This window comes from Streptomyces sp. NBC_01689 (genome assembly GCF_036250675.1).
Classification (GTDB): domain Bacteria; phylum Actinomycetota; class Actinomycetes; order Streptomycetales; family Streptomycetaceae; genus Streptomyces.
In genome coordinates this window covers 6,231,227-6,254,505 of the sequence record NZ_CP109592.1, presented here as the reverse complement: position 1 = coordinate 6,254,505, position 23,279 = coordinate 6,231,227, and the positions used below count along the sequence as shown (strand labels likewise).

At 72.4% G+C, this 23,279-nt stretch carries 17 protein-coding genes; 9 read left to right on the top strand and 8 right to left on the bottom strand.

Annotation, left to right across the window (positions count from 1 at the left end):
• Positions 1–188: 188 nt before the first annotated feature.
• A complete protein-coding gene (locus OG776_RS26645; RefSeq protein WP_148009822.1) occupies positions 189–1,223 on the bottom strand; it encodes a zinc-dependent alcohol dehydrogenase family protein in 1,035 nt (344 codons plus the stop codon).
• 42 nt (positions 1,224–1,265) lie between these two features.
• Complete coding sequence (locus OG776_RS26640) at positions 1,266–3,512, bottom strand: MMPL family transporter (protein ID WP_261994592.1); 2,247 nt, start codon at positions 3,510–3,512, stop codon at positions 1,266–1,268.
• A 365-nt stretch (positions 3,513–3,877) separates the two neighbouring features.
• Between OG776_RS26640 and OG776_RS26635 the strand changes: the two genes are divergently transcribed.
• The 3 genes from OG776_RS26635 to OG776_RS26625 all read left to right on the top strand — a co-directional run bounded on the left by OG776_RS26635 (position 3,878) and on the right by OG776_RS26625 (position 7,823).
• Positions 3,878–4,615, top strand: coding sequence for a TetR/AcrR family transcriptional regulator (locus OG776_RS26635; RefSeq protein ID WP_148008494.1), 738 nt, complete (start codon positions 3,878–3,880; stop codon positions 4,613–4,615).
• Positions 4,616–5,120: 505 nt separating this feature from the next.
• A complete protein-coding gene (locus tag OG776_RS26630; RefSeq protein WP_148008495.1) occupies positions 5,121–5,360 on the top strand; it encodes a heavy-metal-associated domain-containing protein in 240 nt (79 codons plus the stop codon).
• A gap of 174 nt (positions 5,361–5,534) precedes the next feature.
• Positions 5,535–7,823 (top strand): heavy metal translocating P-type ATPase, encoded by a 2,289-nt coding sequence (locus OG776_RS26625; RefSeq protein ID WP_148008496.1) that lies wholly within the window; start codon positions 5,535–5,537, stop codon positions 7,821–7,823.
• 564 nt (positions 7,824–8,387) lie between these two features.
• Here OG776_RS26625 and OG776_RS26620 read toward each other — a convergent pair.
• Positions 8,388–9,692 (bottom strand): citrate synthase, encoded by a 1,305-nt coding sequence (locus OG776_RS26620; protein WP_382652192.1) that lies wholly within the window; start codon positions 9,690–9,692, stop codon positions 8,388–8,390.
• A 253-nt stretch (positions 9,693–9,945) separates the two neighbouring features.
• Positions 9,946–12,234 (bottom strand): SF1B family DNA helicase RecD2, encoded by a 2,289-nt coding sequence (recD2, locus tag OG776_RS26615; protein ID WP_148008498.1) that lies wholly within the window; start codon positions 12,232–12,234, stop codon positions 9,946–9,948.
• A gap of 188 nt (positions 12,235–12,422) precedes the next feature.
• Between recD2 and OG776_RS26610 the strand changes: the two genes are divergently transcribed.
• From OG776_RS26610 to rbsD, 5 genes are all read left to right on the top strand, one after another.
• Entirely contained in the window at positions 12,423–13,514 is a 1,092-nt protein-coding gene (locus tag OG776_RS26610; RefSeq protein ID WP_329322649.1) for a LacI family DNA-binding transcriptional regulator, read from the top strand.
• Positions 13,511–15,067 carry a sugar ABC transporter ATP-binding protein gene (locus tag OG776_RS26605; RefSeq protein ID WP_329322648.1) on the top strand — a complete coding sequence of 519 codons (1,557 nt, stop codon included), beginning with the start codon at positions 13,511–13,513 and terminating at the stop codon, positions 15,065–15,067. The genes OG776_RS26610 and OG776_RS26605 overlap by 4 nt, the downstream gene beginning before the upstream one ends.
• Entirely contained in the window at positions 15,057–17,009 is a 1,953-nt protein-coding gene (locus OG776_RS26600) for an ABC transporter permease/substrate-binding protein (protein WP_148012937.1), read from the top strand. The genes OG776_RS26605 and OG776_RS26600 overlap by 11 nt, the downstream gene beginning before the upstream one ends.
• An 83-nt stretch (positions 17,010–17,092) precedes the next feature.
• Positions 17,093–17,992: a ribokinase gene (locus tag OG776_RS26595; protein ID WP_148012936.1), complete on the top strand. Its 900-nt coding sequence runs from the start codon at positions 17,093–17,095 to the stop codon at positions 17,990–17,992.
• Positions 17,989–18,378 (top strand): D-ribose pyranase, encoded by a 390-nt coding sequence (gene rbsD, locus OG776_RS26590; RefSeq protein ID WP_148012935.1) that lies wholly within the window; start codon positions 17,989–17,991, stop codon positions 18,376–18,378. Before OG776_RS26595 ends, rbsD begins: the two co-directional genes overlap by 4 nt.
• A gap of 38 nt (positions 18,379–18,416) precedes the next feature.
• On the opposite strand, the gene OG776_RS26585 is transcribed toward rbsD, so the two are convergent.
• From OG776_RS26585 to OG776_RS26575, 3 genes are all read right to left on the bottom strand, one after another.
• Entirely contained in the window at positions 18,417–19,319 is a 903-nt protein-coding gene (locus tag OG776_RS26585) for a hypothetical protein (protein ID WP_329322647.1), read from the bottom strand.
• Positions 19,320–19,513: 194 nt separating this feature from the next.
• Positions 19,514–19,927 carry a hypothetical protein gene (locus OG776_RS26580; RefSeq protein WP_148008499.1) on the bottom strand — a complete coding sequence of 138 codons (414 nt, stop codon included), beginning with the start codon at positions 19,925–19,927 and terminating at the stop codon, positions 19,514–19,516.
• 458 nt (positions 19,928–20,385) lie between these two features.
• On the bottom strand, positions 20,386–21,390 hold the full coding sequence (locus OG776_RS26575; protein ID WP_148008500.1) for an ArsR/SmtB family transcription factor: 1,005 nt from the start codon (positions 21,388–21,390) through the stop codon (positions 20,386–20,388).
• A 400-nt stretch (positions 21,391–21,790) separates the two neighbouring features.
• Between OG776_RS26575 and OG776_RS26570 the strand changes: the two genes are divergently transcribed.
• Complete coding sequence (locus tag OG776_RS26570; protein WP_148008501.1) at positions 21,791–22,210, top strand: DUF937 domain-containing protein; 420 nt, start codon at positions 21,791–21,793, stop codon at positions 22,208–22,210.
• A gap of 256 nt (positions 22,211–22,466) precedes the next feature.
• Here the strand turns inward: OG776_RS26570 and OG776_RS26565 are convergent, their stop codons facing one another.
• Positions 22,467–23,264: a sugar phosphate isomerase/epimerase family protein gene (locus OG776_RS26565; protein ID WP_148009395.1), complete on the bottom strand. Its 798-nt coding sequence runs from the start codon at positions 23,262–23,264 to the stop codon at positions 22,467–22,469.
• Between the last annotated feature and the right edge of the window lie 15 nt (positions 23,265–23,279).

Below are 23,279 nucleotides of genomic sequence, written 5' to 3'. Positions count from 1 at the left end.
CGTCCCGTTCTCACCCTCCGCCCCCGCCCTGTCCCGTCCCGCCCGGTGTCCGCCGGAGGGGCGGGACAGAAGCGTCCCGGACTTCATCCACGGGGTCTCGGCTCCGGACCTCTCCATGGGGTCCCGGCTCCGGGCCGCCCCGCGCCCCGGCGAACGCCTCCTCCGCGGGCACCCCGCCGGGGATCCGGTCAGCTCCACGGCTCGATGACCGTGACACCGGTCCCGGGCGCCTCCCCCATCGCGGCCAGCGCGGCCGGCGCCCGGTCCAGCGTCAGGGTGGAGGTGACCAGGAGGTCGGGCCTGAGGACGCCCGCGCGCACCAGCTCCAGCATCCGGGGGTAGGCGTGGGCCTGCATCCCGTGGCTGCCCAGCAGCTCCAGTTCGAGTCCGATGACGCGGGCCATCGGAACGGCCGGGGCCTCCGGCAGCAGACCGACCTGGACGTGACGCCCCCGCCGGCGCAGCCCGTTCACCGAGGCCGAGCAGGTGACCGCGGAGCCCAGCGCGTCGAGGGAGAGATGGGCGCCGCCACCGGTCACCTCGCGCACCGCCTCCGCCGTGTCCCCGGCTCTCGCGGCGTCCACCGTCTCCACCGCGCCGAACGTACGGGCCAGTTCCAGGGCCCGGGGCGAGAGATCGACCGCCACGACCCGCGCCCCGGCCGCCGCCGCGATCATCACCGCGGAGAGGCCCACTCCCCCGCATCCGTGCACCGCGACCCACTCCCCCGCGGCCACCCTGCCCTGCGCGACCACCGCGCGGAACGCCGTGGCGAACCGGCAGCCCAGCGACGCCGCCGTCGAGAAGGACATCTCCTCCGGCACCGCCACCAGGTTCACCTCGGCGTGATCCAGCGCCACGTACTGCGCGAACGATCCCCAGTGCGTGAACCCCGGCTGGGTCTGCCGCTCGCACACCTGCTGGTCGCCCGCCGCACAGGAGGGGCAGCTCCCGCAGGCGCAGACGAACGGGACGGTGACCCGGTCACCGGCGCGCCACCCCGTGACGCGCGCGCCCACCGCCTCGACGGTTCCCGCGAGTTCGTGGCCCGGCACATGCGGCAGGGTGATGTCCGGGTCGTGCCCCAACCAGCCGTGCCAGTCGCTGCGGCACAGCCCGGTGGCCTCGACCCGCACCACCACTCCGTGGTCGGCGGGCGCCGGATCCGCCACCTCACGGACCTCGGCCGGCTCCCCGTACCGCTCGAACACCACTGCCCGCATGTGTCCCGCCCTCCGCCCGAAGATCACCTTGCGGGGTGAACGCTAGCCGCGTACCCCGGCCTTGTCCCGGTCCCGGCCGTCCGCCTCCTCCTCACCCGGTCCGCCCGGTCCGCCCGGTCCGCCCGGACCGCCCGGACCGCCCGAGCCGCCCAGTCCGGGTTCTCCCGTCCTCACGTCCGCCGACGCGGGTGCCTCGCCCTCGTCGAGTCCGAACCGGTCGTGGAAGCGGCGCAGTGGCGCGGGCGCCCACCAGGTCGCGCGCCCGGTGAGCCGCATGACCGCCGGGACCAGCAGACTGCGCACCACCATGGCGTCCATCAGGACCGCGAGCGCGATGCCGAGCCCGAGCATCTTGGTGTTGGTCACGCGCGAGGTGCCGATGGCGACCATCACCACGGCCAGGATGACCGCGGCCGCCGTGATCAGTCCGCCGGTGCGCTGGAGGCCGAAACGGACCGACTCCCGGTGGTCGCCCGTGCGGTCGTACTCCTCCTTGACGCGGGAGAGGAGGAAGACGCCGTAATCCATGGACAGTCCGAAGGCGACGCAGAACATCAGCACCGGGAGCGTCGTCTCGATCGATCCCGGGCTGGTGAAGCCGAGCAGGCCGGAGAGGTGGCCGTCCTGGAAGACCCAGACCACCGCGCCGAACATCGCCGTCAGACTCAGCGCGTTGAGCAGCACCGCCTGGACGGGGATCAGGACGCTGCCCGTGAGGAGGAAGACCAGCAGCAGGGTGACGACCGCGATGAACGCCGCCGCCCAGGGGAGCCGGTCGGCTATCGCGTGCTTGGAGTCGACCAGGACCGCGGCCGTACCGGTCACCGCCGTACCGAACGGGGCGTCCGTCGCGCGCAGTTCCCGCACCAGGCGCTGCGCCCCGTCACCCACGGCCTCGCCCTTCGGCTGCACCGTGAAGTACGCGGAGTCCCCCTTCACCAGGGGTCCGTCGACCCGCAGCGCCTCGGGGAGGGCGGTGACACGGCTCTTGTAGGCCGCGTACTGCGCCGCCGTGGCCCGGCCCTCCGCGAGGACCTCCAGGCCGCCGCCGGGGCTGCCCGGGAACCCGTCCCGGATGTGCTGCTGGACGACATGGGAGGTCGCGTCCGAAGGCAGCTGCCGGTCGTCCGCGGTGCCGAACTTCACCCCCAGGAAGGGCAGTCCGAGGACGACCAGCCCGACCGTGGTGGCCACCGCGAAGAGCGGCGCCCGGCGCATGACGAGGGAGGCCATGCGCCCCCAGGCCGCGCCGTCACCGGACGTACGCGGCTCGCCGCGCCGGAACAGGCGCCGCAGATCCAGGGAGTTGACCCGGTGGCCGAGCAGCACCAGGGCCGCCGGGAGCAGGATCAGGGCGGCCGCCGCGGCCAGCAGCACCACCGCGATGCCCGCGTAGGCGAACGAGCGCAGGAAGTACTGCGGGAAGAGCAGCATCGCGGCGAGCGACACGGCGACCGTGAGCGAGGAGAAGAGAACCGTGCGCCCCGCCGTGCGCAGCGTGGTCCCGACGGCGGTCACCGGGTCGGCCCCCGTCGCCAGCTCCTCCCGGAACCGGCGGACGATGAACAGGGCGTAGTCGATCGCGAGACCCAGCCCGAGAGCCGTGGTGAGGTTCATCGCGAAGACCGAGACGTCGGTGAACTCCGTGAGGCCGCGCAGCACGGCGTTCGTACCCAGGATCGCGATGATGCCGACCCCCAGCGGGAGCAGTGCCGCGACCGCGCTGCCGAAGACCATCACCAGCAGCACCAGGGTCACCGGCAGGGCGATGAGCTCGGCCCGGGTCAGGTCCTCGCGGATGGTGGTCTGCATCTCGTGCTGCACGGCGACGGGACCGCCGACCTTGATGTCCACCAGGCCGTGCGTGCCCCGGTAGGCGGGCTCCAGACGGTCCAGGGTCTCGCTCGCCGTCTTCTCGTCGCCCGTGATCCGTGCCGCGATCAGCGCCTCGTGACCGTCCTCGGCACGCAGCGCCGGGGCGCCCGACGCCCAGTACGAACCGACACCCGTGACGCCCCGCTCGGCGGCGAGCCGTGCCGCCAGCCGCTTCGCCTCGGCCGCCACCGAGGGATCGTCGACCGTGGCCCGCCCGGAGTGGACCAGGAGCAGCAGGTTGGGCTGGGAGGCGGGGAACTCCCGCTCCAGCGCCTTCGTCGCGTACGTCGACTCGGCGGTCGGGTCCTGCCAGCCGCCGCTGCCCAGGCGGTCGGCGACACCGCTGCCGGCGACCACCGCGAGGGCGGTGAGCAGGAGCGCGACGAGCAGGGACAGCCGGGGCCGCGCGGTCACGAACCGGGTCCAGCCCCCCACCCGCGGACCGGCCGCCGGCAGCGCGCCGCCACCTGGCCGGGGGCCGCCCGTGGACACGGCCTCACCCGTCGGCCGGCCGCCGTCCGCGCCGTCCCCGCTCCGTGCGTCCCTCCCCCGTCCCGCACCCCTGCCCCGGTCCTGATCTGCGCTGTTGACTTCGGTCATCGCGCGGTGTCCCCTTCACCGTGACCCCGTGTCCGTGCGTCGCGTCCGTCCGTGCGCTCAGGCAGCATGGGTCGGTCATTGCCATAGAATCGGCAAACACGAGAGATCGCTCGCGTTTCCCCAGAATGCGAGCGACCGCTCGCGTTTGTCAAACACGTCCGGAGAGTTGGGGATAACTCGTGCCCGACAAGCCCGAGAAGCGGCCCGCCGGCGACGAGCGGCCCGGCGCGGAGCGGACCGCCGTCGAGCGGAGGTCCGGCGACCGGACCGCCGACGAGGAGCGGCCCCGCCGACGACAGGCCCGCGGCGAACGCCGGATCGCCCAGCTGCTGGAGGCCGCGGCCGCGGTCTTCTGCACCACCGGCTACACCGCCGCCAGCACCAACGCGATCGCCCGGGAGGCGGGCGTCTCGCCGGGCACGCTGTACCAGTTCTTCCCGAACAAGGAAGCGATCGCGATCGAGCTGGGCGACCGGCTCATGCACGAGATGCGGGCGACCTACGGCGAGGCGCTCGGCCCGGTCACCCCCGCGACCACGCTGGAGGAGGCCGTCGGCGCCGCCGTCGACCGCTTCGTCGCCTTCAACTGCGAGCACCCCGTCTTCTTCGCGCTGATGCACGGCCCCGACATCCCGGGCCGGATCGCCGAGGAGCACGACGCGCTGCACCTGACCCTGGTCTCCCGGGTCGAAGGGCTGCTCTCCGCGTTCCTGCCCGACACGCCCGCCGACGACATCACCCGCACGGCACAGGTGTGCCTGGGCATCTACAAGGCGGGGCTCGAACTGATCCTCGCCCACGAGGGGGCCGAACGCGCCGCGTACATCCGGGAGCTGAAGAACGTCCTGTTCCGCTACGTCGAACCACTGACCGACGGCAGCGCGCTCGCCTCCGGCGCCCACACCGCCCGGCGCTGACCTGGGCCCAGGCAGGCCCGGACGCGACCCGGCACGCCCGCGCTCCGGGTTCCGGACCCCCCGGAGCCCGCGCGCCCCGGGACCGGGGGCGCACGCCCGTCCACTCCAGGACCCCGGCGCGATCCCGCGCACCCCCGCGCGACCGGGCACACTCTCGGAGCACCCGGCCGACCGGCCACCACTCCGTCCCACCACCGGTCACCGGTCACCCGCCAGCCGCCCGCACCGGGGAACCCTGACGACCTCCGACCCCCGACACGGCGGCCCGCTGCCATAAGGTTCGGACAAATCCCCGCGATACCCCCGCACCCGCCGAGACACACCCCACCCCCGTGGCGGCTCGCGCCCACCTCGGACCCTGCTTGGAAAATACCCCCTAGGGGTATAATCTTGTGAACATCGAAGGGAACCCTGGAACCTCAGGGTCCCGTCAGGCCCACCGGCACCACACCGCGACACGCCACCGCACGCCGCGACCCGCACACGCCTCGACGAGGAGCACGCCATGACCACGCAGACCGACACCCAGGGTTCCATCACGGCCGTCTACCAGGTGAGCGGCATGAGCTGCGGGCACTGCGAGGGTTCCGTCTCCGGTGAGATCGCCGGGATCGCCGGTGTCAGCTCGGTGCAGGCCGTGGCCGCGACGGGCGAGGTCACCGTGGTCTCCGCCGCGCCGCTGGACGAGGAGGCCGTGCGCGCCGCGGTCGACGAGGCGGGCTTCGAGCTCGTCACCAAGGCCTGAGCCGAGGTCTACGCCGAGGCCCGGGCCTCCCGCCGGTGGGCGCCGCGCCCCGGCGTCACGCCCACCACGTCACGCCCCCGCACCGCGCACCGTTCCGCCTAGCTCTCCCACCGGGCCGTACCGACCAGCTGATACTGGCTCCGTACGGCCCGGCTCATTCCCTGGAGCCGGACCATGACCACCGCAGCACCCGAGTCACCCATAACGGGGACGCCCCCGACCGCGGACGCCGCGGCAGCCCCTGCCGTCGCCGCCGAGGTCGAGCTCACGATCGGCGGGATGACCTGCGCCTCCTGCGCGGCCCGTGTCGAGAAGAAGCTCAACCGCATGGACGGCGTCACCGCCACGGTCAACTACGCGACGGAGAAGGCGAAGGTCTCGTACCCGGCGGGGGTACAGGTCGCCGACCTGATCGCCACCGTCGTGAAGACCGGATACACGGCCGAGGCACCCCCGCCGCCCCCGGCCGGCACGCCTGAACCCACCGCCGCGACCGACGGCGACCCCGAACTCGCCTCCCTGCGCGAGCGGCTCGTCGTCTCCGCGCTGCTCGCCCTTCCCGTCGTCCTGATGTCGATGGTCCCCGCGCTGCAGTTCGACAACTGGCAGTGGCTCTCGCTGACGCTGGCCGCACCCGTCGTCGTCTGGGGCGCCCTGCCGTTCCACCGTGCCGCCCTCACCAACGCGCGGCACGGCGCGGCGACCATGGACACGCTCGTCTCGGTCGGCACGCTGGCCGCGTTCGGCTGGTCCCTGTGGGCCCTGTTCGGCGGCGACGCGGGGATGCCCGGCATGCGGCACGGCTTCGCGTTCACCGTCGCCCGCACCGACGGATCGTCGACGATCTATCTCGAGGTGGCCGCCGGGGTCGTCGCGTTCATCCTGCTCGGCCGCTATCTGGAGGCCCGTTCCAAGCGGCGGGCGGGGGCGGCGCTGCGGGCGCTGATGGAGCTGGGCGCCAAGGACGTGACCGTGCTGCGGGACGGCCGCGAGGTGCGCGTCCCGGTCGAGCGGCTCGCGGCCGGCGACCGGTTCGTCGTACGGCCCGGCGAGAAGATCGCCACGGACGGGACCGTCGTCGAGGGCGCCTCCGCGGTGGACGCCTCCATGCTCACGGGCGAGTCGGTACCGGTCGACGTCACGGTCGGCTCGGCGGTGACGGGCGCGACCGTGAACGCCGGGGGCCGGCTCGTCGTCGAGGCGACCCGGGTCGGAGCCGACACCCAGCTCGCGCGGATGGCGCGGCTCGTGGAGGACGCGCAGAACGGCAAGGCCCAGGTGCAGCGCCTCGCCGACCGGATCTCCGCCGTCTTCGTCCCGGTCGTACTGGTGATCGCGCTCGGCACCTTCGCGGTCTGGCTGGGCGTCACCGGCGACACCGCCGCCGCCTTCACCGCGGCCGTCGCCGTGCTGATCATCGCCTGCCCGTGCGCGCTCGGCCTGGCCACCCCGACCGCCCTCATGGTGGGCACCGGCCGCGGCGCCCAGCTCGGCATCCTCATCCGGGGGCCCGAGGTCCTGGAGTCCACACGGCGCGTCGACACCGTCGTCCTGGACAAGACCGGCACGGTGACGACCGGGCGGATGACGCTGCGCGAGGTGTACGTCGTCGCGGGCGGCGACGAGAAGGAGCTCCTGCGGCTCGCCGGCGCCCTGGAACACGCCTCCGAGCATCCGGTGGCCCGGGCGGTCGCCGCGGGCGCCCAGGAGCGGGCTGGGGCCCTTCCCGCGGTGGAGGAGTTCGAGAACCTCCCCGGGCTGGGCGTGCGCGGGCGCGTGGAGGGCCACGAGGTCCGGGTGGGGCGGTCCGGTCCCGAGCCGCTTCCCCGGGAGCTGGCCGCCGCGAAAGCGGAGGCCGAGGCCGACGGGCGGACGGCCGTCGTCGTCGTCCGGGACGGGGTGCCGTCCGGCGTCCTGACCGTCGCCGACACGGTCAGGGAGACCAGCGCGAGCGCCGTGCGCGAGCTGCGCGCCCTGGGGCTCACCCCCGTCCTGCTGACCGGTGACAACCGGGCGGTGGCGGAGTCGGTGGCGCGCGCCGTGGGCATCGGCCCGGGAGACGTGATCGCCGAGGTGCTGCCGCAGGACAAGGTGGACGTCGTCCGCCGGCTGCAGGGCGAGGGACGGACCGTGGCGATGGTCGGCGACGGGGTGAACGACGCGGCGGCGCTCGCCACCGCCGACCTCGGGCTCGCCATGGGCACCGGCACGGACGCGGCGATCGAGGCGAGCGACCTGACGCTGGTCCGCGGGGATCTGCGGGTGGCGGCGGACGCGATCCGGCTGTCCCGCAGGACGCTGTCCACGATCCGGGGAAACCTGGTCTGGGCGTTCGCGTACAACGTGGCGGCGCTGCCCCTCGCCGCGGCCGGCCTGCTCAACCCCATGATCGCGGGGGCCGCGATGGCCTTCTCGTCCGTGTTCGTGGTGACGAACAGCCTCCGACTCAGGACATTCTCATGACGACGGAGTAAGAGTCCCCCTAGAGTCCAACGGGAGCCTCACATAAGCTCTTCACAAGGCTCGCGCATCTTCCTTACGCTTGGCTCTCGATTCCCGAATCGGGGCTCTTGCGTATCTTCAGGACATACGCAAGAGACACAGATCACAGTGATGTGAACGTAACCAGCGAAGGGGTTCGTGAGTCTAAGTTGGCGATGCCAGAGACGTCTTGGGGGGCGTTTCTGACATCTGGGGATGTCTTGGGGGACGTTCCCGGAACTGCGTTGCCGGGGCACGTACAGCGGGGAGCTTTGAGCGGCCCTCCCGTCGGTACGGGTCCCGGCAGATCGCACCGGAGCGCGTGCGGGAGCACGCGGTAGCACGAAGAGTTCTGCTCGTTTTGCTCGCAGCGATTCAGGCGCTGTCCACAGACGCCCGGCCGGATCCCGTGGGGGGAATCCGCACCGGGACAAGGAAAGCGCCCTGACTGCCGGCCCGTGGGGGGACCGGTAGCAGGGCGCTTTCCGTTTTGCCGGGTTCCTTCGGCTTCGGACCCTTCGTGGGGCTATGCCCGCACGGGGAGGATCAGCGGGCCTCGACCGGCACGAAGTCGCGCTCGACGACACCCGTGTAGATCTGGCGCGGGCGGCCGATGCGGGAGCCGGGCTCCTTGATCATCTCGTGCCACTGGGCGATCCAGCCCGGGAGGCGGCCGAGGGCGAACAGGACCGTGAACATCTCGGTCGGGAAGCCCATGGCGCGATAGATCAGACCCGTGTAGAAGTCCACGTTCGGGTAGAGGCTGCGCGAGACGAAGTAGTCGTCGGAGAGCGCGTGCTCCTCCAGCTTGAGCGCGATGTCCAGCAGCTCGTCGGACTTGCCGAGCGCCGAGAGGACGTCGTGCGCGGCCGCCTTGATGATCTTCGCCCGGGGGTCGAAGTTCTTGTAGACGCGGTGGCCGAAGCCCATCAGACGGACGCCGTCCTCCTTGTTCTTCACCTTGCGGATGAAGGAGTCGACGTCGCCGCCGGAGGCCTGGATGCCCTCCAGCATCTCCAGCACGGACTGGTTGGCGCCACCGTGCAGCGGACCCCAGAGAGCGGAGATGCCGGCGGAGATCGAGGCGAACATGTTCGCCTGCGAGGAGCCCACCAGACGCACGGTGGAGGTCGAACAGTTCTGCTCGTGGTCCGCGTGCAGGATGAGCAGCTTGTCGAGCGCGGAGACGACGACCGGGTCGAGCTCGTACTCCTGGGCGGGGACCGAGAAGGTCATGCGCAGGAAGTTCTCGACGTACCCGAGGTCGTTGCGCGGGTAGACGAAGGGGTGGCCGATCGACTTCTTGTAGGCGTACGCCGCGATCGTCGGAAGCTTGGCGAGCAGCCGGATCGTCGAGAGGTGGCGCTGCTTCTCGTCGAACGGGTTGTGGCTGTCCTGGTAGAACGTCGACAGGGCGCTGACCACGGACGACAGCATCGCCATCGGGTGGGCGTCACGGGGGAAGCCCTGGAAGAAGCGCTTGACGTCCTCGTGCAGCAGGGTGTGCTGCGTGATCTCGTTCTTGAAGGTGGAGAGCTCGTCCACGTTCGGCAGTTCGCCGTTGATCAGCAGCGAGGCCACCTCGAGGAAGGTGGAGCGCTCGGCCAGCTGCTCGATCGGGTAGCCGCGGTACCGGAGGATGCCCTCCTCGCCGTCGAGATAGGTGATCGCGGATTTGTAGGCGGCGGTGTTGCCGTACCCGCTGTCCAGCGTCACCAGACCGGTCTGGGCGCGGAGCTTGCCGATGTCGAAGCCCTTGTCGCCGACGGTGCTGTCGATCACCGGGTAGGTGTACTCGCCATCGCCGAACCGCAGTACTACAGCGTTGTTGTCGCTCACGTCATCCCTCACCGACGTTGTGCCTCTTCTTCGAGGTGCCCTGACTGTCTCTACCATCCCCCATTTGGCCCTGGAGAGTGCACTCGGGGTCGACCATTGGGCCGGTTGGCGGCACTGAGTGCCGCCAGCCTGCACATCCTGCCCCTCTTCGCCCTGGTTCCGGAAGTGCTGTGTGACCTTTGCGACTCCTTTGATCGATCATTTTTTGGGGAGCGGCGGCCGGGCGGGCCGGAAGGACGCGCAGCGCGGCACCGGCGGGAACCGGTCAGGGCCGGTGGACGGGCTCCGGAGCGGGCCGCCGGGCGGGGGGACCGCCCGCCAGACGGAAGGCCAGGGCCGTACACCGCCGGCCCGCCGACACCGTGCGGACGGCCTGGCCGATCGCCTTGCGGGAGCCGACGAGGACGACCAGTCTCTTCGCCCGCGTGACCGCCGTGTAGAGCAGGTTGCGCTGGAGCATCATCCAGGCGCCCGTGGTGACCGGGATCACCACCGCGGGGTATTCGCTGCCCTGGGAACGGTGGATCGTCACCGCGTACGCGTGCACCAGCTCGTCCAGTTCGTCGAAGTCGTACGGAACCTCCTCGTTCTCGTCCGTCAGCACCGTCAGCCGCTGTTCGACCGGATCGAGCGAGGTCACGACGCCCACGGTGCCGTTGAAGACACCGTTCTCGCCCTTCTCGTAGTTGTTGCGGATCTGGGTGACCTTGTCGCCGACGCGGAAGACCCGGCCGCCGAAGCGCTTCTCGGCGAGCTCGGGCCGCCCGGGCGTGAGCGCCTGCTGGAGCAGGCCGTTGAGGGTGCCCGCGCCCGCCGGCCCCCGGTGCATCGGCGCCAGCACCTGCACGTCCCGGCGCGGGTCGAGCCCGAACTTGGCCGGAATCCGCCGCGCCACCACGTCCACCGTGAGCCGCCCGGTCTCCTCGGTGTCGTCCTCGACGAAGAGGAAGAAGTCCTTCAGGCCGTCCGTGACCGGGTGCTGCCCGGAGTTGATCCGGTGTGCGTTCGTCACCACCCCGGACTGCTGGGCCTGCCGGAAGATCCGGGTCAGGCGGACCGACGGCACGGGTCCGTCCTCGGCGAGCAGGTCCCGCAGCACCTCGCCCGCGCCCACGCTGGGGAGTTGGTCGACGTCACCCACGAACAGGAGGTGGGCACCCGGCGGCACCGCCTTGACCAGCTTGTTGGCGAGCAGCAGATCGAGCATGGAGGCCTCGTCCACGACCACCAGATCGGCGTCCAGCGGGCGGTCCTTGTCGTACGCGGCGTCCCCGCCCGGCTTGAGTTCGAGCAGCCGGTGCACCGTCGACGCCTCGGCCCCCGTCAGTTCGGCGAGCCGCTTGGCCGCCCGGCCCGTGGGCGCGGCGAGGACCACCTTCGCCCGCCGGGCGCGCGCCAGTTCGACGATCGAGCGGACCGTGAACGACTTGCCGCAGCCGGGGCCTCCGGTGAGCACGGCGACCTTCCTGGTCAGCGCGAGCCGCACGGCCTCCTCCTGCTCGGGCGCCAACTCCGCGCCCGTACGCCCCTCCAGCCAGGTCAGCGCCTTGTCCCAGGCCACCTCCCGGAAACCGGGCATCCGGTCCTGGTCGGTGTGCAGCAGGCGCAACAGCTGGGCGGAGAGGGAGAGTTCGGCGCGGTGGAAGGGGACCAGATAGACCGCCGTCACCGGCTCGCCGCCATCGGGGCCGGGCACCTTCTCCCGTACGACACCGGGGTCCGCGTCGTCCTCGACAGGGGCCGCGAGTTCGGCCAGGCACTCGATGACCAGGCCCGTGTCCACCTGGAGGAGCTTCACCGCGTCCGCGATCAGCCGCTCCTCGGGCAGATAGCAGTGCCCCTGGTCGGTGGATTGCGAAAGGGCGTACTGGAGGCCCGCCTTGACCCGCTCGGGGCTGTCGTGCGGGATGCCGACGGACCGGGCGATCCGGTCGGCGGTGAGGAAGCCGATGCCCCAGACGTCGGCGGCCAGCCGGTAGGGCTGGTTCCGCACGACCGAGATCGACGCGTCGCCGTACTTCTTGTAGATGCGGACCGCGATCGACGTCGACACCTCGACACTCTGGAGGAAGAGCATCACCTCCTTGATGGCCTTCTGCTCCTCCCAGGCGTCGGCGATCCGCCCGGTGCGCTTGGGACCGAGGCCGGGGACCTCGACGAGACGCTGCGGCTCCTCCTCGATGATCCGGAGCGTGTCCAGCCCGAAGTGCTGGGTGATGCGGTCGGCGAAGACCGGGCCGATGCCCTTCACCAGGCCGGACCCGAGATAGCGCCGGATGCCCTGGACGGTGGCCGGGAGGACCGTCGTGTAGTTCTCCACCGTGAACTGCTTGCCGTACTGCGGGTGTGAGCCCCAGCGGCCCTCCATCCGGAGCGACTCCCCCACCTGGGCGCCGAGCAGCGCGCCGACGACGGTCAGCAGGTCCCCCGCGCCGCGGCCGGTGTCGACACGCGCCACCGTGTAGCCGCTCTCCTCGTTCGCGTAGGTGATCCGCTCCAGCACGCCTTCGAGGACGGCCTGCTGCCGCGCCCCGCTCCCCTCCTGCTTGGACATGATCCGAAGGTACCCGCGGGGACCGACAACGCGGGCCCCGTCCGCCCGGGCGGGCCCGGACGGGGCCCGCCCTCCCGGAGGGCCTTCATCACGATCCGGTCTCAGAGGGTCTTTGGACCCTTGCCCGATGCCCGTGTAATCGATTCCAATCCTCCGTGTAATCGATTCCACGAGGAGGTGGGGCGGTCATGGCGAGCATCAAGGATGTCGCCGCGGAGGCGGGTGTGTCCGTCGCCACGGTCTCCCGTGTGCTGAACGACCACCCGTCGGTCAGCCCGGATGCACGCACCCGCGTGCTGGCGGCCGTGGCGCACCTGGGCTACCGCCCGAACGCCGTCGCCCGTTCGCTGCGCACCGACCAGACGCGCACCCTCGGCCTGGTCATCAGCGACGTGCTCAACCCGTACTTCACCGAACTGGCCCGCTCCGTCGAGGAGGAGGCCCGCGCCCTCGGTTACAGCGTGATCATCGGCAACGCCGACGAGCGCCCCGAGGTCGAGGACCACCACGTACGGACCCTGCTGGACCGGCGCATCGACGGTCTGCTGGTCTCCCCCACCGACGGCGGCTCCCCCGCCATGCTGGACGCCGCGCGCGCCGGTACCCCGATGGTCTTCGTGGACCGATGGATCGCCGGCGTGGACGTCCCCGTCGTACGGGCCGACGGACGCACCGCCGTACGCGACCTCGTCGCCCATCTGCACGGTCTCGGACACCGACGGCTCGCCATCATCGCGGGCCCGGCGGCGACCACCACCGGCAGTGAGCGCGTGGAGGCGTTCCGGGAGGCGCTCGCCGCCCACGGCATCGACCTGCCGGACGCCTACATCGGGCAGGGCGACTTCCAGGCCGAGAGCGGGCGCCGGGCCACCGAACGGTTCCTGGACCTGGCCGAGCCGCCCGAGGTCGTCTTCGCCGCCGACAACCTGATGGCGCTCGGCGCGCTGGACGCCGTCCGGGCACGGGGGCTGCGGGTGCCCGAGGACATCGCGCTCGCCGCCTTCGACGACATCCCCTGGTTCGTGCACACCGATCCCCCGGTCACCGCGATCGCACAGCCGACCGGAGAACTCGGACGGGCCGCCGTGCACGCGCTCGTCGACCGGATCGAGGGCCGCCCCCCGCAGTCCGTCACCCTCCCCGCCCGGCTCGTCGTACGCCGGTCGTGCGGCGAACCGGACCCGGCCCGCACGGCCCCCGCACCACCGCCCCCCAACCGGCCGACCCCCCGAGAGACCAACCCCGCACAGCAGTCCCCCGTACAAAGGAGCCAGTCGTGAGCAACCAGGACGAGTTGCTGCGCATCGAGGGCATTCGCAAGACCTTCCCCGGCGTGGTCGCGCTGGACAGCGTCGACTTCGACCTGCGCCGCGGCGAGGTGCACGTGCTGCTCGGCGAGAACGGCGCCGGCAAGAGCACGCTGATCAAGATGCTCTCCGGCGCCTACCAGCCCGACTCCGGACGCGTCCTCGTGGACCGCGAGGAGGTGCGCATCCACGGGGCGCAGGACTCCGAACGCCTCGGCATCGCCACCATCTACCAGGAGTTCAACCTCGTACCCGATCTGACGGTCGCCGAGAACATCTTCCTGGGACGGCAGCCGCGCCGCTACGGGCTGATCGACCGCAGGACGATGGAGGCCGAGGCCGCCGCGCTCCTCGAACGGGTCGGCGTGAACGTGTCGCCGCGCGCGCGGGTGCGTGAACTCGGCATCGCGCGCCTCCAGATGGTCGAGATCGCGAAGGCGCTGAGCCTCGACGCGCGGGTCCTGATCATGGACGAGCCGACCGCGGTGCTCACCTCCGAGGAGGTCGAGAAGCTCTTCGCCATCGTGCGCCAGCTGCGCGAGGACGGCGTCGGCATCGTCTTCATCACGCACCACCTGGAGGAGATCGCCGCCCTGGGAGACCGGGTCACGGTCATCCGCGACGGCAGGAGCGTCGGGCAGGTGCCCGCGACCACCCCCGAGGACGAACTGGTCCGTCTGATGGTGGGCCGCTCGATCGAGCAGCAGTACCCGCGCGAGCGCCCCGAGACCGGGACCGCCACGGGGAGCGGCGCCGCGACCGCGCTGCTGACCGTCGAGGGGCTGACCCGGGACGGTGTCTTCCACGACGTGAGCTTCGAGGTGCGGGCCGGTGAGGTCGTCGGCATCGCGGGGCTCGTGGGCGCCGGACGGACGGAGGTCGTCCGCGCGGTCTTCGGCGCGGACCCCTACGACAAGGGCGCCGTGAAGGTCGCCGGCGCCGAGCTGCGCCGGCACGACGTGAACGCGGCGATGCGGGCCGGCATCGGGCTCGTCCCCGAGGACCGCAAGGGCCAGGGACTTCTGCTCGACGCCTCCGTCGAGGAGAATCTCGGCCTGGTCACCATGCGGTCCGCGACCCATGGCGGACTCGTCGACCTCAGGGGCCAGCGGCAGGCCGCCGCGCGGATCGCCGAACAGCTCGGCGTCCGCATGGCCGGTCTCGGCCAGCACGTCCGCACTCTGTCCGGCGGCAACCAGCAGAAGGTCGTCATCGGCAAGTGGCTGCTGGCCGACACCAAGGTGCTGATCCTCGACGAGCCGACCCGCGGCATCGACGTCGGCGCCAAGGTCGAGATCTACCAGCTCGTCAACGAACTGACGGCCGCGGGCGCGGCCGTTCTGATGATCTCCAGCGATCTGCCCGAGGTGCTCGGCATGAGCGACCGGGTGCTGGTGATGGCCCAGGGCCGGATCGCGGGCGAACTGTCCGCGGCCGAAGCGACGCAGGACTCCGTGATGGCACTCGCCGTCAGCACACCGACCACCAACTCTGAAACCGCTGTGGAGGGCTCCCGTGGCCACTGACACGCTCAAGAGCACATCGGGCGCGAGTGGCGCCTCGGCGGTCCGCCGCCTTCTGCTCGACAACGGAGCGCTCACCGCGCTCATCGCGCTCGTCATCGCGATGGCGGCGCTGTCCGGCGACTTCCTGACGACGGACAACCTGCTCAACATCGGCGTCCAGGCGGCCGTGACCGCCATTCTCGCCTTCGGTTCGACCTTCGTCATCGTCGCCGCCGGCATCGACCTGTCGGTCGGCTCGGTCGCGGCGCTCTCCGCCACCGTCCTCGCCTGGCTGGCGACCTCGCAGGGCGTCCCGGTGTGGGTCGCGGTGATCGTCTCGATCGCCGCCGGCATCGCCGTCGGCCTGGTCAACGGCGTGATGATCGCGTACGGGAAACTGCCGCCGTTCATCGCGACGCTCGCCATGCTCTCGGTGGGCCGCGGTCTCTCCCTGGTGATCTCGCAGGGCAGCCCGATCGCCTTCCCCTCCTCGGTCTCGCACCTCGGTGACACCCTCGGCGGCTGGCTGCCCGTCCCGGTCCTCGTCATGGTCGTCATGGGCCTGATCACGGCCGTGATCCTCGGCCGTACCTACATCGGCCGCTCCATGTACGCCATCGGCGGCAACGAGGAGGCGGCCCGCCTCTCCGGCCTGCGGGTCAAGAAGCAGAAGCTCGCGATCTACGCCCTGTCGGGTCTCTTCGCGGCCGCCGCGGGCATCGTGCTCGCCTCCCGGCTCTCCTCCGCGCAGCCGCAGGCCGCGCAGGGCTACGAACTCGACGCGATCGCCGCGGTCGTCATCGGCGGCGCCTCGCTCGCGGGCGGCACCGGCAAGGCGTCCGGCACGCTGATCGGCGCGCTGATCCTCGCGGTGCTGCGCAACGGCCTCAACCTGCTCTCCGTCTCCGCCTTCTGGCAGCAGGTCGTCATCGGTGTCGTCATCGCGCTGGCGGTGCTGCTCGACACGGTGCGGCGCAAGGCCGGGGCGACCCCGGTGGCCGCCGGCGCCGGTTCACCGGGCAACCGGGGCAAGCAGGCGGCGACGTACATCATCGCGGCCGTGGTCGCGGCGGCGATCGTCGGCGCGATGTCCTTCGTGCACGGCGGCTCCTCCTCGACGGCGTCGAAGAAGGTGGGTCTCTCGCTCTCCACCCTGAACAACCCCTTCTTCGTCCAGATCAAGAAGGGCGCGCAGCAGGAGGCCAAGAAGCTCGGCGTGAGCCTGACCGTCACCGACGCGCAGAACGACGCCTCCCAGCAGGCCAACCAGCTGCAGAACTTCACCAGTTCGGGGCTCGGCTCGATCATCGTCAACCCCGTGGACTCGGACGCCGCGGGCCCGGCGGTCCGCTCCGCGAACAAGGCCGACATCCCCGTCATCGGTGTCGACCGCGGCGTGAACAAGGCGGAGACGGCCGCGCTCGTCGCCTCCGACAACATCGAGGGCGGCAAGCTGGGCGCCAAGGCGCTCGCCGAGAAGCTCGGCGGCAAGGGCAAGATCGTGATCCTGCAGGGTCTGGCGGGCACCTCCGCGAGCCGTGAGCGCGGCGCGGGCTTCGCCGAGGGCCTGAAGGCCTACCCCGGCATCAAGGTCGTCGCCCGGCAGCCCGCGGACTTCGACCGCACCAAGGGCCTCGACGTGATGACGAACCTGCTCCAGGCGCACCCCGACGTCCAGGGCGTCTTCGCCGAGAACGACGAGATGGCGCTCGGCGCGATCAAGGCACTCGGCTCCAAGGCCGGCAAGTCGGTCTCGGTCATCGGCTTCGACGGCACGCCCGACGGGCTGACGGCCGTCAAGAACGGGTCGCTGTACGCCTCCGTGGCCCAGCAGCCGACCGAGCTCGGCCGGATCGCGGTGGAGAACGCGCTCAAGTCCGCCGAGGGCAAGAAGGTCGAGAAGACCGTGATGGTTCCGGTGAAGGTGGTCACGGCACAGAACGTGGCCGGGTTCACCGGCTGAGCCGATCGGCGCAGGGGGCGGCCGGGGGTCCACGTGACCGCCCGGCCGCCCCCGCTCACCTCACCTACACAGGGAGACAGTTCATGTACGACTACGACCTGCTGGTCGTGGGATCGGCCAACGCGGACCTGGTGATCGGGGTCGAACGGCGACCCGCGGCCGGTGAGACGGTGCTCGGCTCCGACCTCGTCGTCCACCCGGGCGGCAAGGGCGCCAACCAGGCGGTCGCGGCCGCTCGTCTCGGGGCCCGCACGGCCCTGCTGGCCCGGGTCGGCGACGACGCGCACGGCCGGCTGCTGCTCGACGCGCAGCGGGCGGCCGGCGTCGACACCGCGGGCGTGCTCGTCGGCGGGGCGCCCACCGGCGTGGCGCTGATCACGGTGGACCCGTCCGGGGACAACAGCATCGTGGTCTCACCGGGCGCGAACGGCCGGCTGACACCGGAGGACGTCCGGGCCGCCGCGGGTCTCGTACGCGCCGCCCGGGTGGTCTCGGCGCAGCTGGAGATCCCGCTGGAGACGGTCGTGGAGACCGTACGGACCCTCGCGCCCGGCAGTCGTCTCGTGCTGAACCCGTCGCCGCCCCGGCCGCTGCCCGCCGAGGTCCTGGCGGCCTGCGACCCGCTGATCGTGAACGAGCACGAGGCCCGGGTGGTGCTGGGCGACGGCGCGGGCGAGGAGCCCGAGGACTGGGCGACGGCGCTGCTCGCGCTGGGCCCGCGTTCGGTGGTCGTCACGCTGGGCGCGCGGGGCGCGCTGGTGGCGGACGCCCACGGAACCGCGCGGGTGCCGGCCGTGCCGGTGGCGGCCGTGGACACGACGGGCGCGGGCGACTCGTTCACCGCGGCGCTCGCCTGGCGGCTGGGGCTCGGCGATCCGCCGGCCGTCGCCGCCGCCTACGCGGCCCGGGTGGGTGCGGTCGCCGTCACCCGGCCCGGTGCCCAGGAGTCCTTCCCGACCGCCGAGGAGGTCGAGTCGTCGTGAAGAGGGCCGGAATTCTGAACCGCCATCTGGCGGGCGCCCTGGCCGAACTGGGCCACGGGCACGGGGTGCTGGTGTGCGACGCCGGCATGCCGATACCGGAGGGGCCGCGCGTCGTCGACCTGGCCTTCCGCGCCGGGGTGCCGTCGTTCGCCGAGGTCCTCGACGGGCTGCTGACGGAACTGGTGGTGGAGGGCGCCACCGCCGCGGAGGAGATCCACGGGGCGAACCCGGAGGCCGCCGCGCTGCTGACCGCCCGCTTCCCCGCCCTGGACCTGGTCCCGCACGAGGAACTCAAGTCGCTGTCGGCGGGCGCTCGGCTGATCGTCCGTACCGGAGAGGCGCGGCCGTACGCGAACGTGCTGCTGCGGTGCGGGGTGTTCTTCTAAGGGCTGTCCGACGCCGATGCCCTGTCCGTGCGCCTCCGTCACGGGGCCGGGAAGACCAGCCGCAGACCGTGCTCCCGCTCGGCCCGGCGGAGCGAGGGGACGAGGGTCGCGCGCAGGCTACGGATCGCCGCGGCGTGCTCGGCGACGAAACGGGCGCGCAGCCGCAGACGGGCCGGCTCGCGGACGGCCTCGACGGGGCGCATGCAGTCCGCGTACGCATCCCCGAGCGCGTGCTCGACGGCGGGCAGCCGGTCGGGGGCGGTGGTCTGGGCCCGGCTGTCGGCGAGGGCGAAGAAACCGTTCTCGTCGCGCACCCGGATCCCGTGTCCGGCCAGACAGCCCGGCAGTGTCCGCAGCGCCCGCAGCACGGCGGGATCGCGGCGCAGCGGGACGAGGGCGTCGAACCACCGGCCCTGGAGGGCGGCATAACCGTCGCGCAGCGCCGTGGCGGCGGCCGTCCCCGCGGCGAGGCAGCGCCGCGCCGCGGCCGGCCCGCCGGAACCCCCGCTCCCGTTCCCCCCGCCCGTATTGGTGCCGGTCGTCGCCGGGACGGGCGTCGCGGCGGGTACCGGGGCGCTCTCGCTCATCCCGTGCCGGGCGACGAAGTCCAGGTCGGGGAGCTCGTAGTAGCGGATGAAGGCGAGCGGGGCCTGCGCGGGAAGCACGGTCCTGTGGTCCCGCGCGCAGGACGCGGCGACGGCACGGGCCTCCTGCCGTACGAGGACGTCCAGTCCCTGGGTCCAGCGGGTCTCGGCGCCGGTGGCGGGCAGGACCATCCGGACCGGATCGTCCGGCAGCGCGTCGCTGAGACGCGCCGGGGCGACCCGGGCCGCCCGGGACGGGGCCGCGAGCGGGGCGGGACCCGCCGAGCAGGCGGCGGCGAACACCGCGGCGACGGCCACGACCACGACCCGGTACCCGACCGGGATCCTCTCGCCCATTACCCTGCCCCCTTCATCCCCCGGCCGCCCGGCCCGCCGCCTGTCCGCTCCGCCCCGCCTGCCGTGGCCGCCCTGCCCGCCGCGGCTCCTCCGCCCCGCCGGCCCCGTCCGGTCCCTGGCGGGGGTGCCGCCGGCCCGCGCCGATGGCACCCCCGTACGAGATCGGAACCGGGCCGGCGGACGCTCCGCCCCGGTCAGTGCGTGATCTTGACGGAGTCGCCGCCGTCGAGCTGGCTCGCCACCGTGAACGGGGTGTTGTCGTTCACGTCGGTGCACAGCCAGTAGGTGGAGTCGTTGACGCTGTGGCTGCCGTCGGAGGCCCAGACATAGCCCTTGCTGCAGGTGTGCCAGACGCCGCTGGAGTTGCGCAGCCGCCCGGCGTAGTAGTCCCCGTAGGGGGAGGTCGAGTCGTCGGAGTAGGTGAGGTTGAGGTCTCCGCAGCTGCTGGTCGCGGACTTGTTGCGGATGGTTCCCACGCCTTCGTCGCCCCCGGTGGTGAGCGTCGAGGTCACACAGGCCTGGGGGGCGGCGGAGGCCGCGGGAGCGAGCGTCAGACTGGTCGCGGCGGAGACAAGCGCGAGCGCGCCGGCGGCGAGAGCTCTGTTCATGCTTCCCCTTTTCGGTGTTCCGGTCTTCTCGTGGTCCGGTCTTCTCGTGCCCCGGTTGTCGGGTCCCCGGGTCTTCGGGCTTTCCTGCCTTCCGGCCGTCGGACTTTCCGGCCGTCGGACTTTCCGGCCGTCGGACTTTCCGGCCTTCCGGCCCGCTGGTCTTCCGGCCTTCCGGCACCCGGTCGCGCCCACGCCCGTGCGCACGACCACGCCTCCGGACGGGCCGTTGCTGTCGCGTCCGGGGTGCACGCCGCAGACGCTCGCAGAGCGGGCCCGCGGGGACCACGACCTTCGACCCGGCTCGAAAGTCCCCGGCCCGGCACCGGAGCCGCTTGCTCCGGCGGAGTTCGTGCGGCACATGGGGCCGGTGGGGCGGACCGGGACACGCTTCGCCCGCCGCGGACAGTGGGTCATGACCGGAACCGGTGCGGCGGCGGCCGGGCGGGTGCGGCGGCGGCTTAGGGCCGGGCCGGTGTGCCGTCCGGGGCCCTCGGGGTCCGGCGGAGCATCGCCGCCCCGAGCGGGGTGAGCGTGTGCAGCACGGTGTTGTGCCATCGCCGGCTGGCGATCAGGCCCGCGTCACGCAGGACGGTGGTGTGGTGCGTGGCGGTGGAGGGCGAGACTCCCAGGGACCGGGCCAGCTCCGAGGTGGTGGCGCCGAGCGCCAGGGACCGCAGGGCGGCGGCGCGGGTTCCGCCCATCAGTGCGGCGAGGGGGGCGTCGGGGCTCGCGGTCGCGGCCGGCGGCCGGGAGGTGTGCAGGGGGTAGATCAGCACCGGACGCAGGGTGTCGTCGGCCATCGAGATCGGCGACTGCCAGCAGAAGTACGACGGGACCAGGCGCAGCCCGCGGCCCCCGAGGTGCAGGTCGCGGTCCTCCACGTACTCGACGTGCAGGACGGGCGGACGCCAGTGCATGACCGGCGACAGTCCGGCGAGCAGCCCGTCGATGCCGGTGTCGAGGGTCTGGCGGGCCCGCACGGCGCGCTCCCCGGCGATCCCCGCGCAGATGCGGTCGTGGTGGGGGGCGATGACCGCTTCGTGGTAGGCGCGCAGGGCCTTGACCAGCTCCTCACGGGTGGCGCGCTCCACCAGCCGGGGAGCCCAGGGCGGGGCTCCGCTGAGCCGGTCGAGCAGGTCCACCTCGTGGGCGACCCTGGCGGGCGGGGTGTCCACGATCGCCGCGAGACCCGGTTCCAGCCCGTCGACGGCCTCGTAGGGGGTGAGGAAGTCGGGCAGGTACAGCGCGCGGGGCAGGACCGGGACGAGGAGCCGGCGGACCGCCGCGCCGAGTCCGGTGCCCGCGAGGGTGTCCCGGGTGGTGCGGTACCAGTCGGCGTACGCCCAGCGTCCACGCGTGGTCTGGAGCCGGTGCAGGCTGCACGCGATCTCCCAGAGCGGGTCGGGGGTGCCCGCCACCCGGATACGGGTGAAGTCCTCGGGCGTGAAGTGGATGCGCAGCACGGGACCCGTCCCCCCGATTCGGCTGTCGTCCGGCTCAGGGAGCAGCGTGGGCGTCAGCCGTCACAGAGGCAACGGGCGGATTCGGACGCTCCCCGCGGATCACGGTCCGTACACCGGTCCCGGCCATGAACGGAAGCGGGCCACTTCGGGACGGAGTCCGGGACGCCCGGAGGCGGAGGCCTGAGGCCGGGATCCGGGATCCGAGAAACTTCGAGGGGGCCCGGTCCGTCGACCGGGCCCTCTCGGTTTCCCCTCCGTACCAGAACCCCCGCGATCCCCCCAGATCCCCCTCCAAGGGTCCTGATGGCAAGTACGACTCACCAGGTGCGGGGAGGGTTGTACGGCCTTCCGGGATTTTTTCGGCGTGCCGACCGACCGGGGTGCCCGTAGCGTTTGCGGCATGAACGAGGAGCCACTCCAGCAGGATGTGCTCGACGCGCTCGACGACGCCGGGCTGCAGGAGATCGCGGGTCTGCTCGGCACGGACACGGCCGGGGCGCGCGAGGTCGTCGGCACGACGGTGTCGGAGTTCTCGGGCGGTCTGCAGGACCGCGCCGTCACGGATCCCGGTGAGGTCCAGCAGGCCTTCGCGGAGGCGCAGGAGGCCCCGCTGACCGGTGTGGCCACCCTGGGTGGCATGGGCGGCCTGGGCGGCGGTCTGATGGGCGGCCTGCTCGCCCGCATCAGCAGACCGGTCGCGAACGCGGTCGCCAGGAAGACGGGGCTGCCACCGGCGACGGTGGCCCGGGTGATCGACCTGGTGATCCCGGTGCTGCTGTCGGTGCTGTCGAAGCGGGCCACCCGCGGCACGCGGAAATAGCCTCCCCGCGCGCTCCGGCGCCACGGCCGCCCCGCACCACCGACCACCGCCGGAACCCACCGCCGAACCGCACACCGACCGCCCCGGCATCCACCACGGCCGGATCCACCCAAGCCCGATCCACGGCCGCGGATCCACTCCAGCCCGATCCAGGGCCGCCGGACCGCCGGACCCACCGCGGACGACTGTCCGGACCCATCACGGACGGGCATCCGGACCCACCGCGGACCGCCGGTCCGGTGTGGGTCACGGACGGCTATCCGGTGTGCGTCACGAACCGCGCCACCGTCTCCGCGAGCACCTCCCTCCCGTCGCGGCCCCACAGCACGTCGTTGAACAGCTCGACCTCGACGGGACCGGCGTAGCCCGCGGCCTCGACGTACCCCCACCACTCCCGCATGTCGACGGACCCGTCGCCGATCTGGCCGCGGCCGTGGAGGACGCCCTCGGGCAACGGGGTCGTCCAGTCGGCGAGCTGGAAGCCGTGGATGCGTCCGGACGCCCCGGCGCGGGCGATCTGCGCGGGGGCGGTGTCATCCCACCAGACGTGGTAGGTGTCGACGGTGACGCCCACCTGGTCGGCGGGGAGGCGTTCCACGAGATCCAGGGCCTGGGCGAGGGTGGAGACGACACAGCGGTCGGCGGCGTACATCGGGTGGAGCGGTTCGACGGCCAGCCGTACACCGCACCCGGCGGCGTACGGCCCCAGTTCCGCCAGCGCGTCGGCGACGCGTTCACGGGCGCCCCGCAGGTCCTTCGACCCGGCCGGCAGTCCGCCGGAGACCAGGACCAGCGTGTCGGTGCCGAGGGCCGCCGCCTCGTCGACCGCCGCGCGGTTGTCGTCCAGGGCACGGGCCCGTTCGGCGGGTTCGATCGCCGTGAGGAATCCCCCACGGCACAGGGTCGTCACCGACAGCCCCGCGTCGCGTACGAGCCCGGCGGTGGCCCGGATGCCGTACGCCCGCACCGGCTCCCGCCAGAGCCCTACGCCTGGGACACCCAACTCGACGCATCCGGCGACCAGTTCGGGGATCGTGAGCTGCTTGACGGTCATCTGGTTGATGCTGAG